Below are 16,041 nucleotides of genomic sequence, written 5' to 3'. Positions count from 1 at the left end.
GCGCGTCGCGCGGCGCCTCCCGCACGTCTGGCCCATCGCTCGCACCGCACGCGTGCGTGGACCTACAGCACGCGTTCGCGCTCTCGCTCAAGATCGCGATCGCCGCGATGACGGTCGCGACGGGGCTCGCGACCAGCACCGGCGACCTCGCCTATCTCGCCCGTCGCCGCGGGCTGCTCGCGCGCTCGCTGCTCGCGACGGTGGTGATCGCACCACTGATCGCGATCGCGCTCTGTCGCGCGCTGCCCGTCGGGACGGCGGGCTCGATCGCGATCATCGCGGGAGCGCTCGCGCCCGGCATGCCGTCCGTGCCGCGCACCGGCGGCAAGCTCGGCGGCAACGCGGCGTACGGGTGCAGCTTGCTCGTCGTCACCAGCGCGCTCGGCGTGCTCACGGTCCCGCTCTGGCTCTCCGTGGTCGGGCGCGTCGTCGGCACGACGCCCGACGTGCCTCCGCTCGCGATCGCACGGACGCTCGCGCTCGGGATCCTCGTGCCGCTCGGGGTCGGCCTCGCGATCCGGCGGCTCGCTCCTTCGCTCGCGGATCGGCTCGTGAAGCCCGTCGGCGCGCTCGCGACGGCGCTGCTGCCCGGGCTCGCGCTCGTGTTGCTCCTCGTCGAGGTCCACGTGCTGCGCCAGCTCGAGTGGCCCGTGCTCGTCGCGATGGCCGCGGCGCCTGTGATCGCGCTCGCCGTGGGTCACGCGCTCGGCGGTCCGGATCCGCGCGATCGCACCGTCCTCGCGATCGCGAACGCGACGCGGTTCCCTGCGCTGGCTGCGCTGATCGCGACGACGAGCTTCCCTCGCGTCCCCGCGATGCCGGTGGTGATCGCGTACTTGCTGATCGCGCTCGCGATCGCGCTGCCGTACGAGCTCTGGCGCAAGCGCGTGCATGGCCGCGCCGAGACCGAGCGCCCGGAGCGTCTGCCCACGGGCGTGCTCGCGGGCGAGCCCGCGGCGTGAGGTCGCGAGCATCGTCCGCCGACGGCGTCGACGTGATCGCGGCGCGCGCTCTCTCGCGTCGCGTGCTCGAACGAACGATCGATGCGCGGGCGGTGGCCGAAGATCCCGAGCCGGCGAGCACGGACGGTCGCGCGCCTCGGCCTTCGCGCAGGGAGCGACGCTCATCGGCGCCGGTCTGCGTGGCGCCACGCGTCGAGCACGCGTCGCGGATCGTGCGACGCGAGGCGTTTCGTCGTCGATGGCGCGCTCTCGCGAGAGCGGCACGCGCGCTGCTCGGCCCCACGCGCACGGCCGGCTCCGATCGTGGGACCGGCTGATCGTGGAGGTGGATCGATGCGAATGCGCACGTCGGGAGTCGTCGGTCTCGCGCTGCTCGCGGCGGCGTGCGGCGGAGGCGGAGAAGAGCCGCGGAGGGCGACGACGCCCGCTCCGACCGCGCGCGCGACGGTGGGCACCGAGCGGGTCGCGTCCGCGCAGCGCCCGCCGAGCACGCCGAACATCGTCGAGGTCGACGAGTCGCGCCTGCCCACGTCGACGCCGAGCGTCTCGGTCGCGACGGGCGGTGAGATCCAGGTGGAGACGCAGCCGGGCACGGGCACGCAGGCGGAGATCGCCGAGACGACGATCGCCGCGATGGAGGCCGAGAGCGGCACCCCCGAGATCTGTCCGACCGACGTCGACTCGCTGCGCGTGCGTGCGCGCAATCTCCCGCGCGGCGTCGCGATGGTGCTCACCGCGCGCGGTGAGGACGACGTCGATCGCCTGCGCGATCGCATGCGCGAGTTCGCGCTCGCGCACTCGCGGGCGCACGCCGAGCAGTGCCCCGATCCCGCGCACGGCGAGATGGCGACACAGGCGTCGGCCCACGGGATCGCCGATCCCGCATCGCCGATCATGGCGGTGCACGAGCTGCGTCTCGTCGAGATCCCGAACGGGGTCCGCGTCGAGCTCCGCCAGGAGCAGGGCGTCGATCGCGCCGACGTGCGCGAGCTGCGCACCCGCGTGCGCGAGGACGTCGCGTCGCTCGATCAGGGCGTCTGCCCGCTCGCGTTCCAGATGACCTGACGGGAGGAGCGGCCGTGAAGACGAATCATATCTGGGTGAGCGTCGCGACCACGATCGCGCTCGGCGTCGCAGCGCCGGCGTCGGCGCAGATCGAGCAGGGCGACGTGGTGTACATCGAGGGCGCGGACGGCGGGCTCGAGCTCTATCGCCGCCTCGATCGCCCGAACGAGCCCGACGGGCGCGCGCAGTTCGTGCGGCTGCCCGCGGGCGAAGCCGAGGCGTTCATCGGGGCGGGGGGATCCGCCGAGGTGGTGCCGGTGATCGACCGCGCGGCGGTCGTGTCTCCGACGGCTACGTCGACGATGGACGTCGCGGTGCAGGCGCCCCCGGCGCAGGCCGAGGTCGCGACCACGGGCGCAGCGCCGCCGCTCGAGGTGGAGCAGCCGAGCGCGCTCGAGCGCGCGCTGGTGCGACTGCGCGTCGGTGGCACGCTGCACGGTGGCTACACGCTCGGCGACGACGCGGAAGATCCCGAGGGCTGGATGGCGGGCCTCTCTCTTCGCGTCGGTGTGCAGATCAGCGACTGGTTCGCGGTCTACTACCAGCCGTCGGGCATTCTCGCGGGCCTCGAGACGACGCCGTCGGGCGGCGACTACGACGAGGCGTTCACGCTGTGGAACGCGCTGCTCGCGGAGGCGACGCTGTTCGACTTCCTCTCGATCGGCGCGGGCCCGTCGCTGGACTTCTACTGGGGCTGCGATGCGGGCATCCAGAGCCAGGCGGCGTGCGCCGACGAGAACCCGCTGTTCGGTCTGCACGGGCGAGTCGCGGTGAACATCGGCGGTCTGTTCCTGGATCAGCGCGGCGCGTTCAACGTGTCGTTCGACTTCCACCCCACGTGGTTCGAGGACGACGTCAAGACGTACTCGATGCTCGGGGGCATCGGCGTCGAGCTCTACTGACGCGGTGACTGCGACGCTCTCTCGCGCATCCACGCGCGAGAGAGCGTCCCTGCGTCGAAGGAGGATCGAAAAGACGCGCGGACGGTCCTGTCGCTGTGGCAGGGTGCGCGCATGGTCAAGGTCTATGGATTCTCGCGCGTGAACGAGTTCGCTCACGGCAACACGCGTGACCTGCGCGTGCTGTGGGCGCTCGAGGAGATCGGGTTGCCCTACGAAGTCGTGGGGATCGATCATCCGAGGCGCGACCTCGACAGCGACGAGTACCGCGCGAAGAACGTGTTCGGGCAGATTCCCGCGATCGACGACGACGGTGTCGTCGTGACGGAGTCCGGCGCGATTCTGCTCTACCTCGCGCGCAAGAGCGGCAAGCTCGTGCCGCGCGACCTCGCCGGCGAGGCGCAGGTGCTGCGGTGGAGCTTCGCGGCGCTGAGCACGATCGAGGTTCCGCTCCTGACGTCGTGGTTCGTCGACATCAACGATGGCAAGGGCACCAAGCCGAGCGATGCGCTCAAGAGCTGGGCGCGGATGCGCCTCGAGCAGCTCGACGGCTGGCTCGCGAACCGCACGTTCATCGCCACCGACGACTTCACGGTGGCGGACATCCTGATGACTCACGTCCTGAGCGCTCGCAGCACCGATCAGGACCTGTTGAAGCCGTACCAACACGTCCGCGCGTACCAGACGCGCTGCATGGATCGCCCCGCATGGAAGCGTACGGTCGACGCATACCGCGAGCGCGTGGAAGCCGTCTGACGCGCGGCGCTCACCCGAGCGAACGCGCGCGTCGACGGGCAGCGCCCGGCCACGGTGGGCTCCGAACCGGGCCTTGCGTGCAGTCCCTGCGGACCGCGAATCGGCCTGCTTCTCGAGGGAAACGGTACGGAGGAGGAGGGATTCGAACCCCCGGTGGGCGGTGCCCACGGCGATTTCCAGTCGGCCGCGCCGGCCGCTGTTACGCGCGTGATTCCACGGCGTTGGCGTGGCGAGCCAGGCGAATGGTGGGCAAGCGGACAACGTACACTCACGCCCCAATGACTGTCGTCGCATGCTGGTTACGCCACGACGGCCCCGGCCGTACATGGGTCGTCGCAAGACACGAGGATGGGCGCGAGGCACAACGACGCGCGGGGTCGTTCTCACTGACGAGGGTCCGAAGGTGTTCGCCATCCCGGTCGTGCGTCAGGAGGTCGACGCGTTCGGGCGCGTGGTTCGCGCAGCGGTCTTCGAGCATTCGATCGGCTTCGCGTACGCCGGAAGTGCGATGATCGGAATGTCGACGGCGATCGTCGCGACAACAGTTCTCGGGTCATCTCGCCGGCCCGGCGGACGTCTTACCGACCCTCGCCGACGTGGCCGACCTGTTCGCGCGCATCGCTTGGCATTACACGCGCCGCCTCGGTGGCGCAGCCGAGGGCGCGATGATCGCAGGGCTGGTCTTCGGCGCGTGCCCACACACACGCGAGCTCGCGGTTCATCGTTTCGACTTCTCCCGAAACAGCACACCGGAGGCTCCCGAGAACGCAAATGCGCGCGCAGTCGGTCTCACGGAACCTGACCGCGTCGTCTCGCCGACTGGTGGACTGCTCCATACCGCGCGGTCGACGACGTCGTCGCGGAGCGCGGCGAAGACGTCGGTGGCGCCTTGCAAACCGTCGTTGCCGGCGCAGATGGCGCGCGCTTCTTCGGCTCTTGGCCCGATTCCGCCGTAGCACCGCGTCTGATGCTTGGGCTCGATCTCGACCGCACCATCGGCCGCGTGGGCTCATGGGCGCCTGCGATTCCGGTGATCGCGAGCGACCTGCCGCCGATACACCTGCTCGATTCGCCGAAACTCGTTTCGAGTGATCAGCCGCCAGGGTTCGACCCACGACGTCTCGGGAGCTGCACGACCTTCGCGCTCTCGACGTCCGACCGGGTCTCGCGCGGCGGCACGAGCCCGCTGACCGCATCGCGGAGCCTCGGGTCGTCGACGTGCGCGTACCGCGTCGCCATCGCGAGCGTCGAATGCCCGAGCAGCTTCGCGATTGCGTCGATGCCCGCCCCCGCGCGCCGGAGCCGCGTCGCGAAGTCGTGGCGGAGGTCGTGGAAGCGGATGTTCGCGATCCGGCCGCGTCGGCCGCGGGAACACCCATCGATCGGGCGCGCGCGGGCCGGGGAGCGCCTCGAGCGTATCGTGAAGCGGGATGCGGCGAACGCGGTTGCTCTTCGTCCGCGTGAGGGTGATGTGGCGATGGGCGAAATCGACGCTTGCGCATCGACGCTCAACGCCGGACGGAGACGCCTGCTCCGCTCTAGGCCTCGTCGCGGTCGCGAACGAAGCGCGAGAGCGCGTCGTCGAGCGACGGCATGATGAGCCCGCGCTCGCTGCCGAGCGCGGCGTAGTTGGGACGCGCCGCCGGCCACGCCAGCTCGACGCTCGAACGCGCGTCCACGGCGTCGGCGGGCAGCCCCGACAGCACCGCCGCGCGACGCGCGAGCTCGGCCCACGTCAGCGCGCCGTCGTTCGCGAGGTGCCAGATCCCCCGTTCGCGATCGATCAGGAGATCGAGCGACGCGTGCGCGAGGTCGAGCACGTACGTGGGCGAGACGACGAGATCGCTGGCCGCGCTCCAGCGCTTCCCTGCGCCGAGCGCGTCGAGCGCGCGAGCGACGAAGCTCGCGTCGTCCCACGGGCCGAAGAACGCCGCAGTGCGGATCACGAGCGCGCCGGGGTGCTCCTTGAGGACGCGCCGCTCGGCGAGCGCCTTGCTCCGGCCGTACACGTTGAGCGGCGCGGTGCGATCCGATTCGACGTACGGCGCGTCCTTGTGCCCGTCGAAGACGAGATCGCTGGAGTACGTCATCAGTCGCAGGCCGTGCGCGGCGCAGACCTGCGCCAGCAGCTCGGCGCCGCGCGTGTTGGAGCGGAAGCAGCGCTCGCGCTCGTGCTCCGCGTCGTCGACGCGCACGTAGCCCGCAGCGTTGATCACCGCCCACGGCTGCCATCGCTCGAGCGCGCGCTCGAGCGACGCACGGTCCGTGATGTCGAGATCCGGGCGGCCGATCACGCGCGACGCGATCCCACGGCGCTCGGCGACGCGACCGATCGCGCGCGCCAGCGTGCCGCTCGCGCCGCACACGAGGATCGGCCGCATCTCCGGAGGCGGCGACTCGTCGCGCGCGCTCTCGATCGCCGGGAGCGTACGATCCGGGCGCCGCCACCAGCCCGGCGCGTGCACGACCGGCTCGTCGAACGGCGCACCCGTCGCGAGGTGGCTCACGAGGCGCGCGAGCGCGGTCGGCCGCGGCGAAGGCGCGCGCAGGTCGAATGCACCGTTCTCGTAGAAGCCGGCTTCGACCGTGACGAGCTGGTTCCAGTCGTACGCGCCCAGCAGCGACCACGCGGTCACCGCGCACACGTCGACGCCCTCATCGCGCAGGCGCGAGGCAGCGGTCCACACCTCGTGAAGCCAGCGCAGCTGCTCCTCGCGCGGTCCGGCGAGCTGGGCTTCGGTCACCGCGAGCGTGCGGCCGTAGCGCGCCCACGCGTCGCGGAGCGCGGCCTCGGTGTCCACCGGCACGTCCACGCGCGCGATCACCGCGTGCACGTCTGCGTAGCGATCGGTGCCGTTGCCCCCGTGCGACCACGTCGGGTACCTCGCGAGATCCTCGTCGAGGTATCGGTCGCTCGTCAGATAGTGGTTGATGCCGATTACGTCCGGCGGACAGGCACGCTCGAGGAACCAATCGAGCTCGTCCTCGCCGATTCCCCATCCGGTCAGCTTCGGCCAGAGCGGATGCGCGCGATCGACACGTCCCATCACGAGATCGAAGGAGAGCCACCGTCGCTCGTTCTCGAACTCGGCCTGATAGGCGAGCCGCGGTGTCGCGTGGACACGCCCGAGGTCGTCGGTGTGCACGAGGCGCGCGGCCGGCGTGACGCGGCGGATTGCGCGCATCGCGCGCACGATCCCAGCGCACTGGTGGATCAGGCAGCGCGCGAACACGTGCGTGGACTGCCCGTGCGGGAACCAGTGCCCGTAGAGCCCGCTGAAGCGCGCGGTCGTCAGCGGCTCGTTCACGGGCGTGAAGTCCGTCACCCACGGATAGCGCTCGGCGACGCGCTCGGCGTACGCGGCGAGCCGCTCGGGGAACGTCGGATCGATCAGGCTCGTCCATCGCGGTCCGCTCCCGTGGTGCACGAGCCCGACGATCGGCCGCACGCCGAGCTCGCGGAGTCGCGAGAGCCGCTCGTCGGAGCGAGCCCAGTCGAGCGTGTCGGGCGACTCCGGCGCGACGTGCTCCCAGAGCACGGGATAGCGCAGCGTGCGAATGCCGAGCGCAGCGATGCGGTCGAGATCTCCCGCTCGCGCGAGATGTCCGGCGCGCTCGAGCTGATCGAAGAAGCGATCTCCGACGCGGTTCACGGTGCACTCGACACCACCCCAGAGCTCCAGCGCTGCGGCGCACGCGGTCACGTGCTTCTCCAGGCGACGGTGTCGGCGGGGGCGCGCATCATGATCGTGGCTCAGGGCGCGCGCGGGCCATCGTGCTCGGAGGCGGCGCGCTTTCCGGCGATCTGATCGAACGTGGCGAGCGCCTGTCCGACGACCTGGTCCATGTTGTAGTAGCGATACGTCGCGAGCCGTCCGACGAATCGCACGTTCGGAGTGACGTCCGCGAGCGCCTTGTATTTTCGGTAGATCTCGGCGTTCTCGGGACGCGGCACCGGATAATACGGATCGTCGTCGTCGCACGGATATTCGTAGACGATGCTCGTCTTCGCGTGCGTCTGACCGGTGAGCCATTTGAACTCGGTCACGCGCGTATAGTCGTGCTCGTTCGGGAAATTCACCACCGGACCGGCCTGGAATTGCTCGACGTCGTGGGTCTCGTGGCGGAACCGCAGCGAGCGATACGGCAATTTCCCGAACCGCAGATCGAAGAACTCGTCGATCGGCCCGGTGTAGATCATCGACGCATACCGAACGTCGGACGCGATCTCTCGATAGTCCGCGTTGAGCAGGATCTTGATGTTGCGATGATCCAGCATATTCTCGAACATCCGCGTGAATCCGTGCCGCGGCATGAACTGGTAATCGTCGGTGAAATACCGATCGTCATAGTTCGTCCGTGCCGGCACACGTGACGCGACCGCGGCGTCGAGCTCGCTCGGATCGAGGCCCCACTGTTTGCGCGTGTAGTTCCGAAAGAACACCTCGTACAGCTCGCGCCCGACCTTGCTCACGACAGCGTCCTCCGACGTGCGCACCTGCGCGATGGGCTCCGCGCGCTGCGCGAAGAACTCCGCGCTGGTGTCGGGGTCGAGACTCAATCCGTAGAGTCGATTGACCGTCGTGATGTTGATCGGAAACGGCAGCAGCAGGCCGTTCACGCACGCGAGCACGCGATGCTGGTAGGCACGCCAGGGCGTGAATCCGGACAGATAGTCGAAGATGCGCTTCGACGCGGTGTGGAAGATGTGCGGCCCGTACTGGTGGATCAGCAGACCGTGATCGTCGTAGCGATCGTACGCATTGCCGCCGATGTGCGGGCGACGGTCGCAGATCACGACCTTCTTGTTCAGCTGCGACGCGAGGCGCTCGGCGAGGACGCTGCCGGCGAACCCGGCGCCCACGATCAGGTAGTCGAACATCGCGCAGCGTCCTCTCCGATCGAGACCTGCGGCGCGTTCCGTTCGCGCACGTCGTCCAGCGCCTCGATGAGCTCCCTCATGCGGTTCCAGGTCGAGTCCCACGACGTCCGCGCCACGAACGCGTCGGCCGCGGCCCGATGTCGCGCGCGGTCCGTGGCGCGTGCCTCGTCGACGGCGTGCGCGAACGTGCTCGCGTCCGCGACGTGCACGAGCCCGCGCTCGCCGTACGGCCTGACGACGTCGCGGATCGCGGTGGACACGACGGGCAGCCCGGCTGCGAGGTACTCGAGCGTCTTCGTCGGGCTGATGAAGCGCGTCGCCTCGTTGAGCGCGAAAGGCATCAGCGCGACGTCCCACCCGGCGAGGTATGAAGGGAGCTCCTCGTACTTCTTCATGCCGAGCCAATGGAGGTTCGGGCGTCGCGGCAGCGCGTTCGGATCGACCTTCACGATCGGACCGAGGAACACGAGCTGGAGGTCGGGCCGCGCGTCCGCGAGCTGCTCGATCAGCGAGAGATCGAGGCGCTCGTCGATGACTCCGAAGTATCCGGCGCGCGGGTGCGGGATGCTCGCTTGATCCGGCGGATCGTCCTGCGGCACGCGCGCGCGCAGGTAGTGCTCGGGCTCGACGCTGCTCGGAAGAGCGTGCACCCGCGGGTGATGGCGCCGCTTCGACTCGTAGAGGCTGTGACCTCCGGTGAAGACGATGTGCGCGCGCTCGAAGAGCGCCCGCTCGAGCTCGCGCAATCGCGGCGGCGCGCCTGCGAACGCGGAGAGCTCGTCCATGCAGTCATAGACGACGCGACGTGCGTGGAGTCCGTCGGCGAGCTCGAGCGCCATCGGCGTGTAGAACCAGAGCACCTCCGGGCGCAGCGCGTGCGCGTCGGCGAGCTCGTCCAGCAGCGCGCGCTGGGCGGCGAGCACGCCTGCGCCCGATGCGTGCGGCGGCAGGTGCGGCACGCAGACGTGCAGCCCGTCCTCGACCCGCTCGACGTGCAACCGCGGCTCGCCCGGTGCGTCGAAGACCGGCTCTTCGAAGAAGAACACCCGCCTGATGCGCGCGAAGCGCGCCATCAAATGGTTGGGGCGCTGGTACACGAACCCCCACCGCAGGTGCGAGAAGCACAGGAGATCTCCGGACGCGTGCGGCTCGTCGCGGCCTGCACGCACGTTGCGGGTTCGCTGCATGGCGACGCGTCGTTGCAACGGGTGGTCCGTGCGTGCGCGCTGGGGGCGAAAATGCCTCGGGCCTGGGTTGCGCTGCCCGCCGGCGAGGATCTCGCGTCGAGCGCGGTCCGAGACGTGACGCCGCGCGTTGCCGAGTCTGCGGGGCGCAGCGTCGTGCGCGCGGTCGTGCCGACACGCGCACGCACCGCAGCCGTGCCTTCCGCGGGCGCGAAAGCGACTCAGCGCGGCGGCGGAGGAACCAGCGCGCGGGCACCGGGCTCCGCGGCGATCGCGCTCGCAGCGTCTGCGCCGTGCCCGGCGCGTGCGAGCGCGACGATCGCGCCGCCGAACCCGCCGCCCGTGAGTCGCGCGCCGATCACTTCGGGGTGCGCCTTCGCGCGCTCGACGAGACGATCGACCCGAGGCACCGAGACCTCGAAGTCGTCGCGCATCGATTCGTGCGAGGCGTCGAAGAGCGCGCCGAGCGTGTGCACGTCGTCGCGCCGCATCGCGTCCACGGCGCGCAGCACCCGCGCGTTCTCGGTCACGACGTGCCGCGCGCGGCGATCGAGCGGCGGACGCAGCGACGCGATGCGCGCGAGATCGTCCTCGCCGACGTCACGCAGCGCGCGCACGCCGAGCCGACGCGCGGCCTCCTCGCACTGCGCGCGACGTTCACGATATCCGCCCTGCACGTGATCATGCGCGACCCCCGAGTCGACGACGACCAGCTCGACGGCTCGCGGGATCACGATGCGCTCGGACCCGAGCGAGCGCGTGTCGACGAAGAGCGCCGAGCCGATCTCGCCGAGCGAGCACGCCAATGGATCGAGGATGCCGACGGGCGCACCGACGATCTCGTTCTCGCCGCGCTGCGCGAGCCTCGCGAGCTCGACGTCGTCGAGCTCCAGCTCGAACGTCGCGCGCAGCGCCCGCATCATCGCGACCTCGAGCGCCGCGCTCGACGAGAGCCCGCTCCCGACCGGCACGTCCGACGCGACGACGACATCGAACCCGCGAAGGACGCGCCCGCTCTTCGCGAGTGAGTGCGTCACGCCCTGCAGGTAGTCGATCCAGCGCCCGACGCGCGCCTCGCGTCCGAGCTCGTAGCCGTCGTCGCCCCCGAGGGTCTCGCTGTGCGCGCGCACGTGTGACCCGTCGCGTCGCGAGACCGCGATGAACGTGCGCTGCGGGATCACCGTCGGCAGCACGAATCCGTCGTTGTAGTCGGTGTGCTCTCCGATGAGGTTCACGCGTCCGGGCGCGCTCACGACGACGTCGGGCGCTCGCCCGAGCACGCCCTCTGCGCGCGCCGCAAACGCGGCCTCCCCCCGCTCGGTGTCACGCAAGACGAACCTCGATCGCGCGCAGCTCCGCGGCCTTCTCCTCCGGGAACGTGTCCGCGGTGAACACGCCGGCGCCGATCTCGCTGCCGGCGAGGTACTTGAGACGTCCCGGGAGGCGTAGCGCCGGATAGATCTCCGCGTGCAAGTGGGCCTCCGGATGCAGCGCGCCATCGCTCGGCGCCTGATGGAACACGAGCATGTAAGGCATCGGCGCGCTCCACAGCCCGTCGAGCTTGAGCAGCACCGTCTTGAGCGCGCGCGCGAGGTCGCGACGCTCCGCGCGCTCGAGATCGTCGAAGCGCGGAGCCGGGCGGCGCGGGGCGACCCACACCTCGTACGCCCAACGCGCGCACGCCGGCACGAACGCGACTGCGCCCTCGCCGTCGTAGAGCACGCGCCGGCCATCGACGAGCTCCCGCTCGATCATGCGCTCGAGCAGCCCGCGCCCGCGCTCGTGGAGATACGCGCGCTGCTGCTCGAGCTCGCGCGCTGCGCTCGGCGGCACGAACGGGTACGCGTAGATCTGTCCGTGAGGGTGGTGCAGCGTGACGCCGACCTCGACCCCGCGGTTCTCGAACGGGAAGACGTACGCGACGTCGTCGCGCGCGCCGAGCTCTGCGGTGCGATCGGCCCAGACATCGATCAGCATCTCGATGCGCGGGAGCGGCAGCGCGCCCAACGAGCCCGTCGCCTCCTGCTGATACACGACGACCTCGCACGCGCCGCGGCCCGGTGCGGTCTCGACGATCAGCTCGGGGCGTTCGTGAGAGCCGCCGAACAGCGTGGGGAAGCGATTCTCGAACACCGCGATCTCCCAGGTGCCGCGCGGCACCTCGGTCGGCGCGTCGGGGTCGACCGTCGGCGCGAGCGGATCCCACTCGGGCGGCGGCAGGAACGTGCGGTGCTGTCGATGGCCGGCGTACGCGACCCACTCGCCGCGGAGCGGATGCCATCGCAGGTGGGGGCTCGGCGTCGGCGCAGCGCCGGGCGGAACGGGGACGTCGCCCTCGATCGTCACCGGCGCGTGCGCATAGAGGTGCATCGCACGGCCGTCGGGCTTCGAGACCGACCGCTTGTGCATCACGCGCGTCACCGCGGCGCCTCGTGGCGCTCGGTCATCGCGCCGCCCGGCGCAGGCGGCATGTCGCCGTCGCCGCGCATGATCTCCGCGAGTCGCTCGATCGGGATCTTCGGAGTGCGATCCATGAACAAGAGGCCGTTTGCCTCTTGATAGGTGTCGGTGAGCTGCGTGTAGCAGAACCCTGCGAGCACCGGGAGCGCGAGGACGACACGCATGAGCGCGGCATATCGACGCTCGAAGTCCTCGGGCCCGTCCGCGCACGAATAGCCCCACAGCTTCGGATCGCGATTCAGCGCGATCCCGCCGAATTCGCTGAGCACGATCGGATGCTCGGCGCGGGGCGTCGCGCCGAGCACGAGCGCGCGCCCACCCGGCCGCTCGCGCTTGAAGAGCACAGGAATGCGCTCGTGCTCGCGATAACGTTCGGCGATTCGCTCCGGGCGAGCATCGTAGTCGTGGATCCCGATCACGTCGGTCGCGACGGCCTCCCAGCCGTCGTTGCCGACCACCGGGCGCGTCGGATCGATCGTCTTCGTCAGATGATAGAGCGCTTCCACGGCGTGCCGCTCGGCCGGGCTGTCGGGGAGGTTCGGCACGCCCCATGACTCGTTGAACGGAACCCACGCGACGATGCACGGGTGCGCGACGTCGCGCGCGAGCACCTCAAGCCACTGCTTCGTGAGCCGCTCGACCGACCGACGCGTGAATCGATACGCGCTCGGCATTTCTTCCCACACCAGCAGACCGAGTCGGTCGCACCAGTAGAGATAGCGCGGGTCTTCGATCTTCTGGTGCTTGCGTGCGCCGTTGAACCCGAGCGCTTTCGTGAGCTCCACGTCGCGCCGCAGCGCGGCGTCGTCGGGCGCAGTGAGACCCGTCTCGGGCCAATAGCCCTGGTCGAGAACCATCCGGAGTCGGTACGGTCGCCCGTTCAACAGGAAACGATCTCCCTCGATCTGGAACGAGCGCAGAGCGGTGTAGCTCGTGACGCGATCGACCACCGCGCCGTCGTCGTCGTCGATCAGCGTCACGTGGACGTCGAGCAGCCGGGGCGCCTCGGGGCTCCACAAGAGCTCGTTGCGGAAGTCGTCGATGCCGGGGTCGGAGAGGCTGATGCGCCGATGTACCTCGCCCGCCGCGACGGAGTAGACGTCGTCGGCGAGCACGAGGTCGCCCGAGCGGATCAGGACCGCGAGCCGCAGCGGACGCGGGATCCTCGAGAGCACGTGCGCCTCGACCGCGACCTCCCAGCGCTCGAGGTTCGTCTTGAACCGAAGCGCGGTGACGCGCGTCTCCGGCACGCGCTCCATCCAGACCGTCTGCCAGATTCCGGTGGTTCGCGGATACCAGATCGAGTGCGGCTCGAGCTTCCAGTCCTGCTTTCCACGCGGCTTGCACAGCTCCGAGGCATCGTCCTCCGCGCGCAGGACGATCTCTGCCTCTTCGCCGCTGCTGACGTGCTCCGTGATGTCGGCGGAGAAGGGCGTGTATCCACCTTCGTGCCGGATCGTGAGCGAGCCGTTGACCCACAGGCTCGCGCGATAGTCGACTGCGCCGAAGTGCAGGATCAGGCGCTGTCCGTGCGCGAGCTCGGGGATGTGCACGAGGCGCCGGTACCAGAGCACGTCGTAGAGACCCGTGTCGCCGATTCCGCTCTTCGTCGTCTCCGGCGAGAACGGCACGACGATGCGCCGGTCGAACTGCACCTCCGACGAGGTGCGATGGCGCCCCTCCGCGTCGATCGCGAGCTCCCATTCTCCGTCGAGTGAGGTCCAGTCCGCGCGGCGCAGGAGAGGGCGCGGATAGCCACGCTCCGCGACCTCCGCCAGCGCGTCGGCCGGCGGCGCACTCCGTCGATGAACGATCCTGTCCAGGTGGCGCTCGGCCATGACGTCCCTCCGGCGCGCGGGGGCTCGGTGCGGTTGCAACCCCCGGTCCGCGAATCTCCGCCGCGCTTGTCGAGGTGCGCGCGGTGATGGCGCGATCCGCGCGCACGGACACGCGAGCGTCCGAGGCGCACGATCTCGCTACGCACGGGTGCGTTCTCACGAGCACGCGTGATTGGCTGCTCTGCGCAGCCCCGTCGTCCGGCGCCGCGCGTACAGCTCGAGAGCGGCCGGAATCTGCTGCTCGGGCCACGATGGCGCGTGACCGCGCTGTCCGATGGCACGCCGTGAGCGAGGCGGGGCTCCATGCAGCGTGTGCGGGGTGTGGTGCGCCGAGGTCGACTCCTCGTCGACGAGCCGACTGACCTCCCGGAGAAGTCGGACGTGACGCTCGAGCTCGTCGAATACCAGTCGTCCTCCTGGGCGGCCGGCGATGCCGCGAGCGACGAGCTGGAGGCATCGCGTTGTTGCGCGGGTGTGCTCCCGATGCGTCATCTCGCGCGCCTTCGTCGGAGGGGTCGGTGACGTCGCGCGTCGTCGCGCTCGTGAGATGGCGGCGCCTCGATGCCTGTCCCGAGCGCGATTGACGCCCGCTGCGCTCCCGTGTCGTCGTCGAGCATCGCACGTGCGTCGTCGAGCAGCGTCGCAGCTCGAGCGAGCGTGGCGCGCGTCGTCTCGCCGGGCCACGTGCACGAGGGTAGACCCTGAGCCGCGGGTCTCGTCGACGCCCCGGCAGGTCCCCGGTCTGACGAGCGTACCGGTCGGCGGGAGCGACACCGGTCCGTCTCGATCGCGCGCGTGTGCGCGATGGGATCGAGCAGCTCCGGCATACCGCTCGCCCGGCGCGCCACTTCGCCCCACCGATCGCGAGGCGATCGCGCGCATCGTGCGCGCCGAGCTCGCTTCATCGGAGCGCGCGAGCAGCGATTCAGGGCGCCGCCGGCAGCTCGCCCAGGATCTCTTCCGCCGTCTCGAGGTGCACCACGACGTCCGCTCGGAGCCCCATCAGCAGCGTCCGGAGCTCGCCCGTCGCTCCGGGGATGAGCCGCGTGTCGATGAGCATCAGAGCATCGGTGTGCATCGTGACCTGCGATTGCATGTACGCACGATCGAAGGCCGCTCCATCGAGCGGCATCAGCATGGTCCGGACGGTCGCCGCCTCCATCTCGACCATCATGCTCACCGGGTTGGGCGCCGGCGTGACGGACTCCGACTCGAGCCACGCGTCGAGCATCTCTTGAGCCGCGGTGTGCTCTTCGATCATCAGGTCGGCGTACTGCTGCACGTCCCTCGCATCGGCGCGCGTCTCCGCGAGCATCGCCGCAGCGATCTCTCCCGCGTTGATCGCGCTGACGACCGCGGCGCTCTGCGGCTCGCTCAGCGCTCCGCCGCCGTCGTTCGCGGCATCGCCCGCCCCGCCGTCGGCGCGCGAAGCGTCGGTCGCGCCGGCGTCGGTGCCGCCCGCATCGGCGATCGCCGCATCGAGCCGAGTGCTGGCGTCGCCCAGTTCGGAGTCGCCGTCGTCGTCTCCGCAGGCGGTCAGCACTGCCGCTGCCGCGATCATCGCGAGCCAACGTGTCGTCGAAGCTCTCGTCATCGCACGCTCCTTCTATGCGCCACGAACTAGGCGCGAGCGCACGACGCGAAGAGCCGCCGGTCGGCGGCGCGTGGTCACGGACTTCTCCGCACGGACGCGCCCGCGAGAGTGCATGGCGCGCGAATCCACAGGCCTGGGCGCTGCGGCGTCGCCGCTCCAGAGCGGTCCCCCATACAGCCCCACTGGGCCATCGCATGGTCCCTGACAGGGCGCGCGGCAGCGGATAGGGGCTGACCCGCGGCGCCAGTCGAGGTCGACGTCGACTCGAGCGCTGGATTGGCCGCTCTTTCCGGAGGTCGCATACGGCGCGCGTCCCACCCAGCTGTTGTCCCGACCGGTCGCTGCGCCGGCGCGGCCAGCGCGGGTACGCGTTGGCATCGGCGTCGTTCGCGCCGAATACG

At 70.4% G+C, this 16,041-nt stretch carries 13 protein-coding genes; 5 read left to right on the top strand and 8 right to left on the bottom strand.

The annotated features are described in order from the left end of the window. The first annotated feature begins 56 nt into the window (after positions 1–56). From DB32_RS04925 to DB32_RS46410, 5 genes are all read left to right on the top strand, one after another. Positions 57–962, top strand: a complete 906-nt coding sequence (locus DB32_RS04925) for a bile acid:sodium symporter family protein (RefSeq protein ID WP_053231262.1) — start codon at positions 57–59, stop codon at positions 960–962. Between the two features lie 333 nt (positions 963–1,295). After that, positions 1,296–2,027, top strand: coding sequence for a hypothetical protein (locus DB32_RS04915; RefSeq protein WP_157068734.1), 732 nt, complete (start codon positions 1,296–1,298; stop codon positions 2,025–2,027). A 14-nt stretch (positions 2,028–2,041) separates the two neighbouring features. Further along, the gene (locus DB32_RS04910) at positions 2,042–2,929 is read left to right on the top strand and encodes a hypothetical protein (RefSeq protein WP_053231259.1); all 888 of its coding nucleotides are present in this window, start codon (positions 2,042–2,044) and stop codon (positions 2,927–2,929) included. 138 nt (positions 2,930–3,067) lie between these two features. Beyond that, entirely contained in the window at positions 3,068–3,682 is a 615-nt protein-coding gene (locus DB32_RS04905; RefSeq protein WP_240481157.1) for a glutathione S-transferase family protein, read from the top strand. A 596-nt stretch (positions 3,683–4,278) separates the two neighbouring features. Then, positions 4,279–4,638: a hypothetical protein gene (locus DB32_RS46410; RefSeq protein ID WP_157068733.1), complete on the top strand. Its 360-nt coding sequence runs from the start codon at positions 4,279–4,281 to the stop codon at positions 4,636–4,638. 136 nt (positions 4,639–4,774) lie between these two features. Here DB32_RS46410 and DB32_RS44040 read toward each other — a convergent pair whose 3' ends face one another. The 8 genes from DB32_RS44040 to DB32_RS04870 all read right to left on the bottom strand — a co-directional run bounded on the left by DB32_RS44040 (position 4,775) and on the right by DB32_RS04870 (position 15,640). Then, the gene (locus DB32_RS44040) at positions 4,775–5,194 is read right to left on the bottom strand and encodes a tyrosine-type recombinase/integrase (protein WP_075097451.1); all 420 of its coding nucleotides are present in this window, start codon (positions 5,192–5,194) and stop codon (positions 4,775–4,777) included. Between the two features lie 26 nt (positions 5,195–5,220). Then, a complete protein-coding gene (locus DB32_RS04900) occupies positions 5,221–7,386 on the bottom strand; it encodes a sugar nucleotide-binding protein (RefSeq protein WP_053231257.1) in 2,166 nt (721 codons plus the stop codon). Between the two features lie 50 nt (positions 7,387–7,436). Beyond that, positions 7,437–8,564: a UDP-galactopyranose mutase gene (gene glf, locus DB32_RS04895; protein ID WP_053231256.1), complete on the bottom strand. Its 1,128-nt coding sequence runs from the start codon at positions 8,562–8,564 to the stop codon at positions 7,437–7,439. After that, positions 8,549–9,751: a glycosyltransferase gene (locus DB32_RS04890; protein ID WP_075097450.1), complete on the bottom strand. Its 1,203-nt coding sequence runs from the start codon at positions 9,749–9,751 to the stop codon at positions 8,549–8,551. The genes glf and DB32_RS04890 overlap by 16 nt, the downstream gene beginning before the upstream one ends. 218 nt (positions 9,752–9,969) lie before the next feature. Then, positions 9,970–11,079, bottom strand: coding sequence for a galactokinase (galK, locus tag DB32_RS04885; RefSeq protein WP_083457147.1), 1,110 nt, complete (start codon positions 11,077–11,079; stop codon positions 9,970–9,972). After that, a complete protein-coding gene (galT, locus tag DB32_RS04880) occupies positions 11,072–12,169 on the bottom strand; it encodes a galactose-1-phosphate uridylyltransferase (RefSeq protein ID WP_205627024.1) in 1,098 nt (365 codons plus the stop codon). Before galT ends, galK begins: the two co-directional genes overlap by 8 nt. After that, positions 12,166–14,046 carry a glycoside hydrolase family 2 protein gene (locus DB32_RS04875; RefSeq protein ID WP_053231254.1) on the bottom strand — a complete coding sequence of 627 codons (1,881 nt, stop codon included), beginning with the start codon at positions 14,044–14,046 and terminating at the stop codon, positions 12,166–12,168. The genes galT and DB32_RS04875 overlap by 4 nt, the downstream gene beginning before the upstream one ends. 925 nt (positions 14,047–14,971) lie before the next feature. After that, entirely contained in the window at positions 14,972–15,640 is a 669-nt protein-coding gene (locus DB32_RS04870; protein ID WP_083457146.1) for a DUF4142 domain-containing protein, read from the bottom strand. Positions 15,641–16,041: the final 401 nt, after the last annotated feature.

Origin of the sequence: Sandaracinus amylolyticus (assembly GCF_000737325.1) — a bacterium.
GTDB classification, from domain to species: Bacteria; Myxococcota_A; Polyangia; order Polyangiales; family Sandaracinaceae; genus Sandaracinus; species Sandaracinus amylolyticus.
The sequence above is the reverse complement of the archived record's forward strand: the minus strand, read 5'-3'. Positions and strand labels throughout refer to the sequence as shown.

Bases quoted from the DNA above. Each gene is read 5' to 3' on its own strand.
- DB32_RS04915 (WP_157068734.1), top strand. From the start codon at position 1,296: ATGCGAATGCGCACGTCGGGAGTCGTCGGTCTCGCGCTGCTCGCGGCG.
- glf (WP_053231256.1), bottom strand. From the start codon at position 8,564: ATGTTCGACTACCTGATCGTGGGCGCCGGGTTCGCCGGCAGCGTCCTC.
- DB32_RS04890 (WP_075097450.1), bottom strand. From the start codon at position 9,751: ATGCAGCGAACCCGCAACGTGCGTGCAGGCCGCGACGAGCCGCACGCG.
- DB32_RS04875 (WP_053231254.1), bottom strand. From the start codon at position 14,046: ATGGCCGAGCGCCACCTGGACAGGATCGTTCATCGACGGAGTGCGCCG.
- DB32_RS04870 (WP_083457146.1), bottom strand. From the start codon at position 15,640: ATGACGAGAGCTTCGACGACACGTTGGCTCGCGATGATCGCGGCAGCG.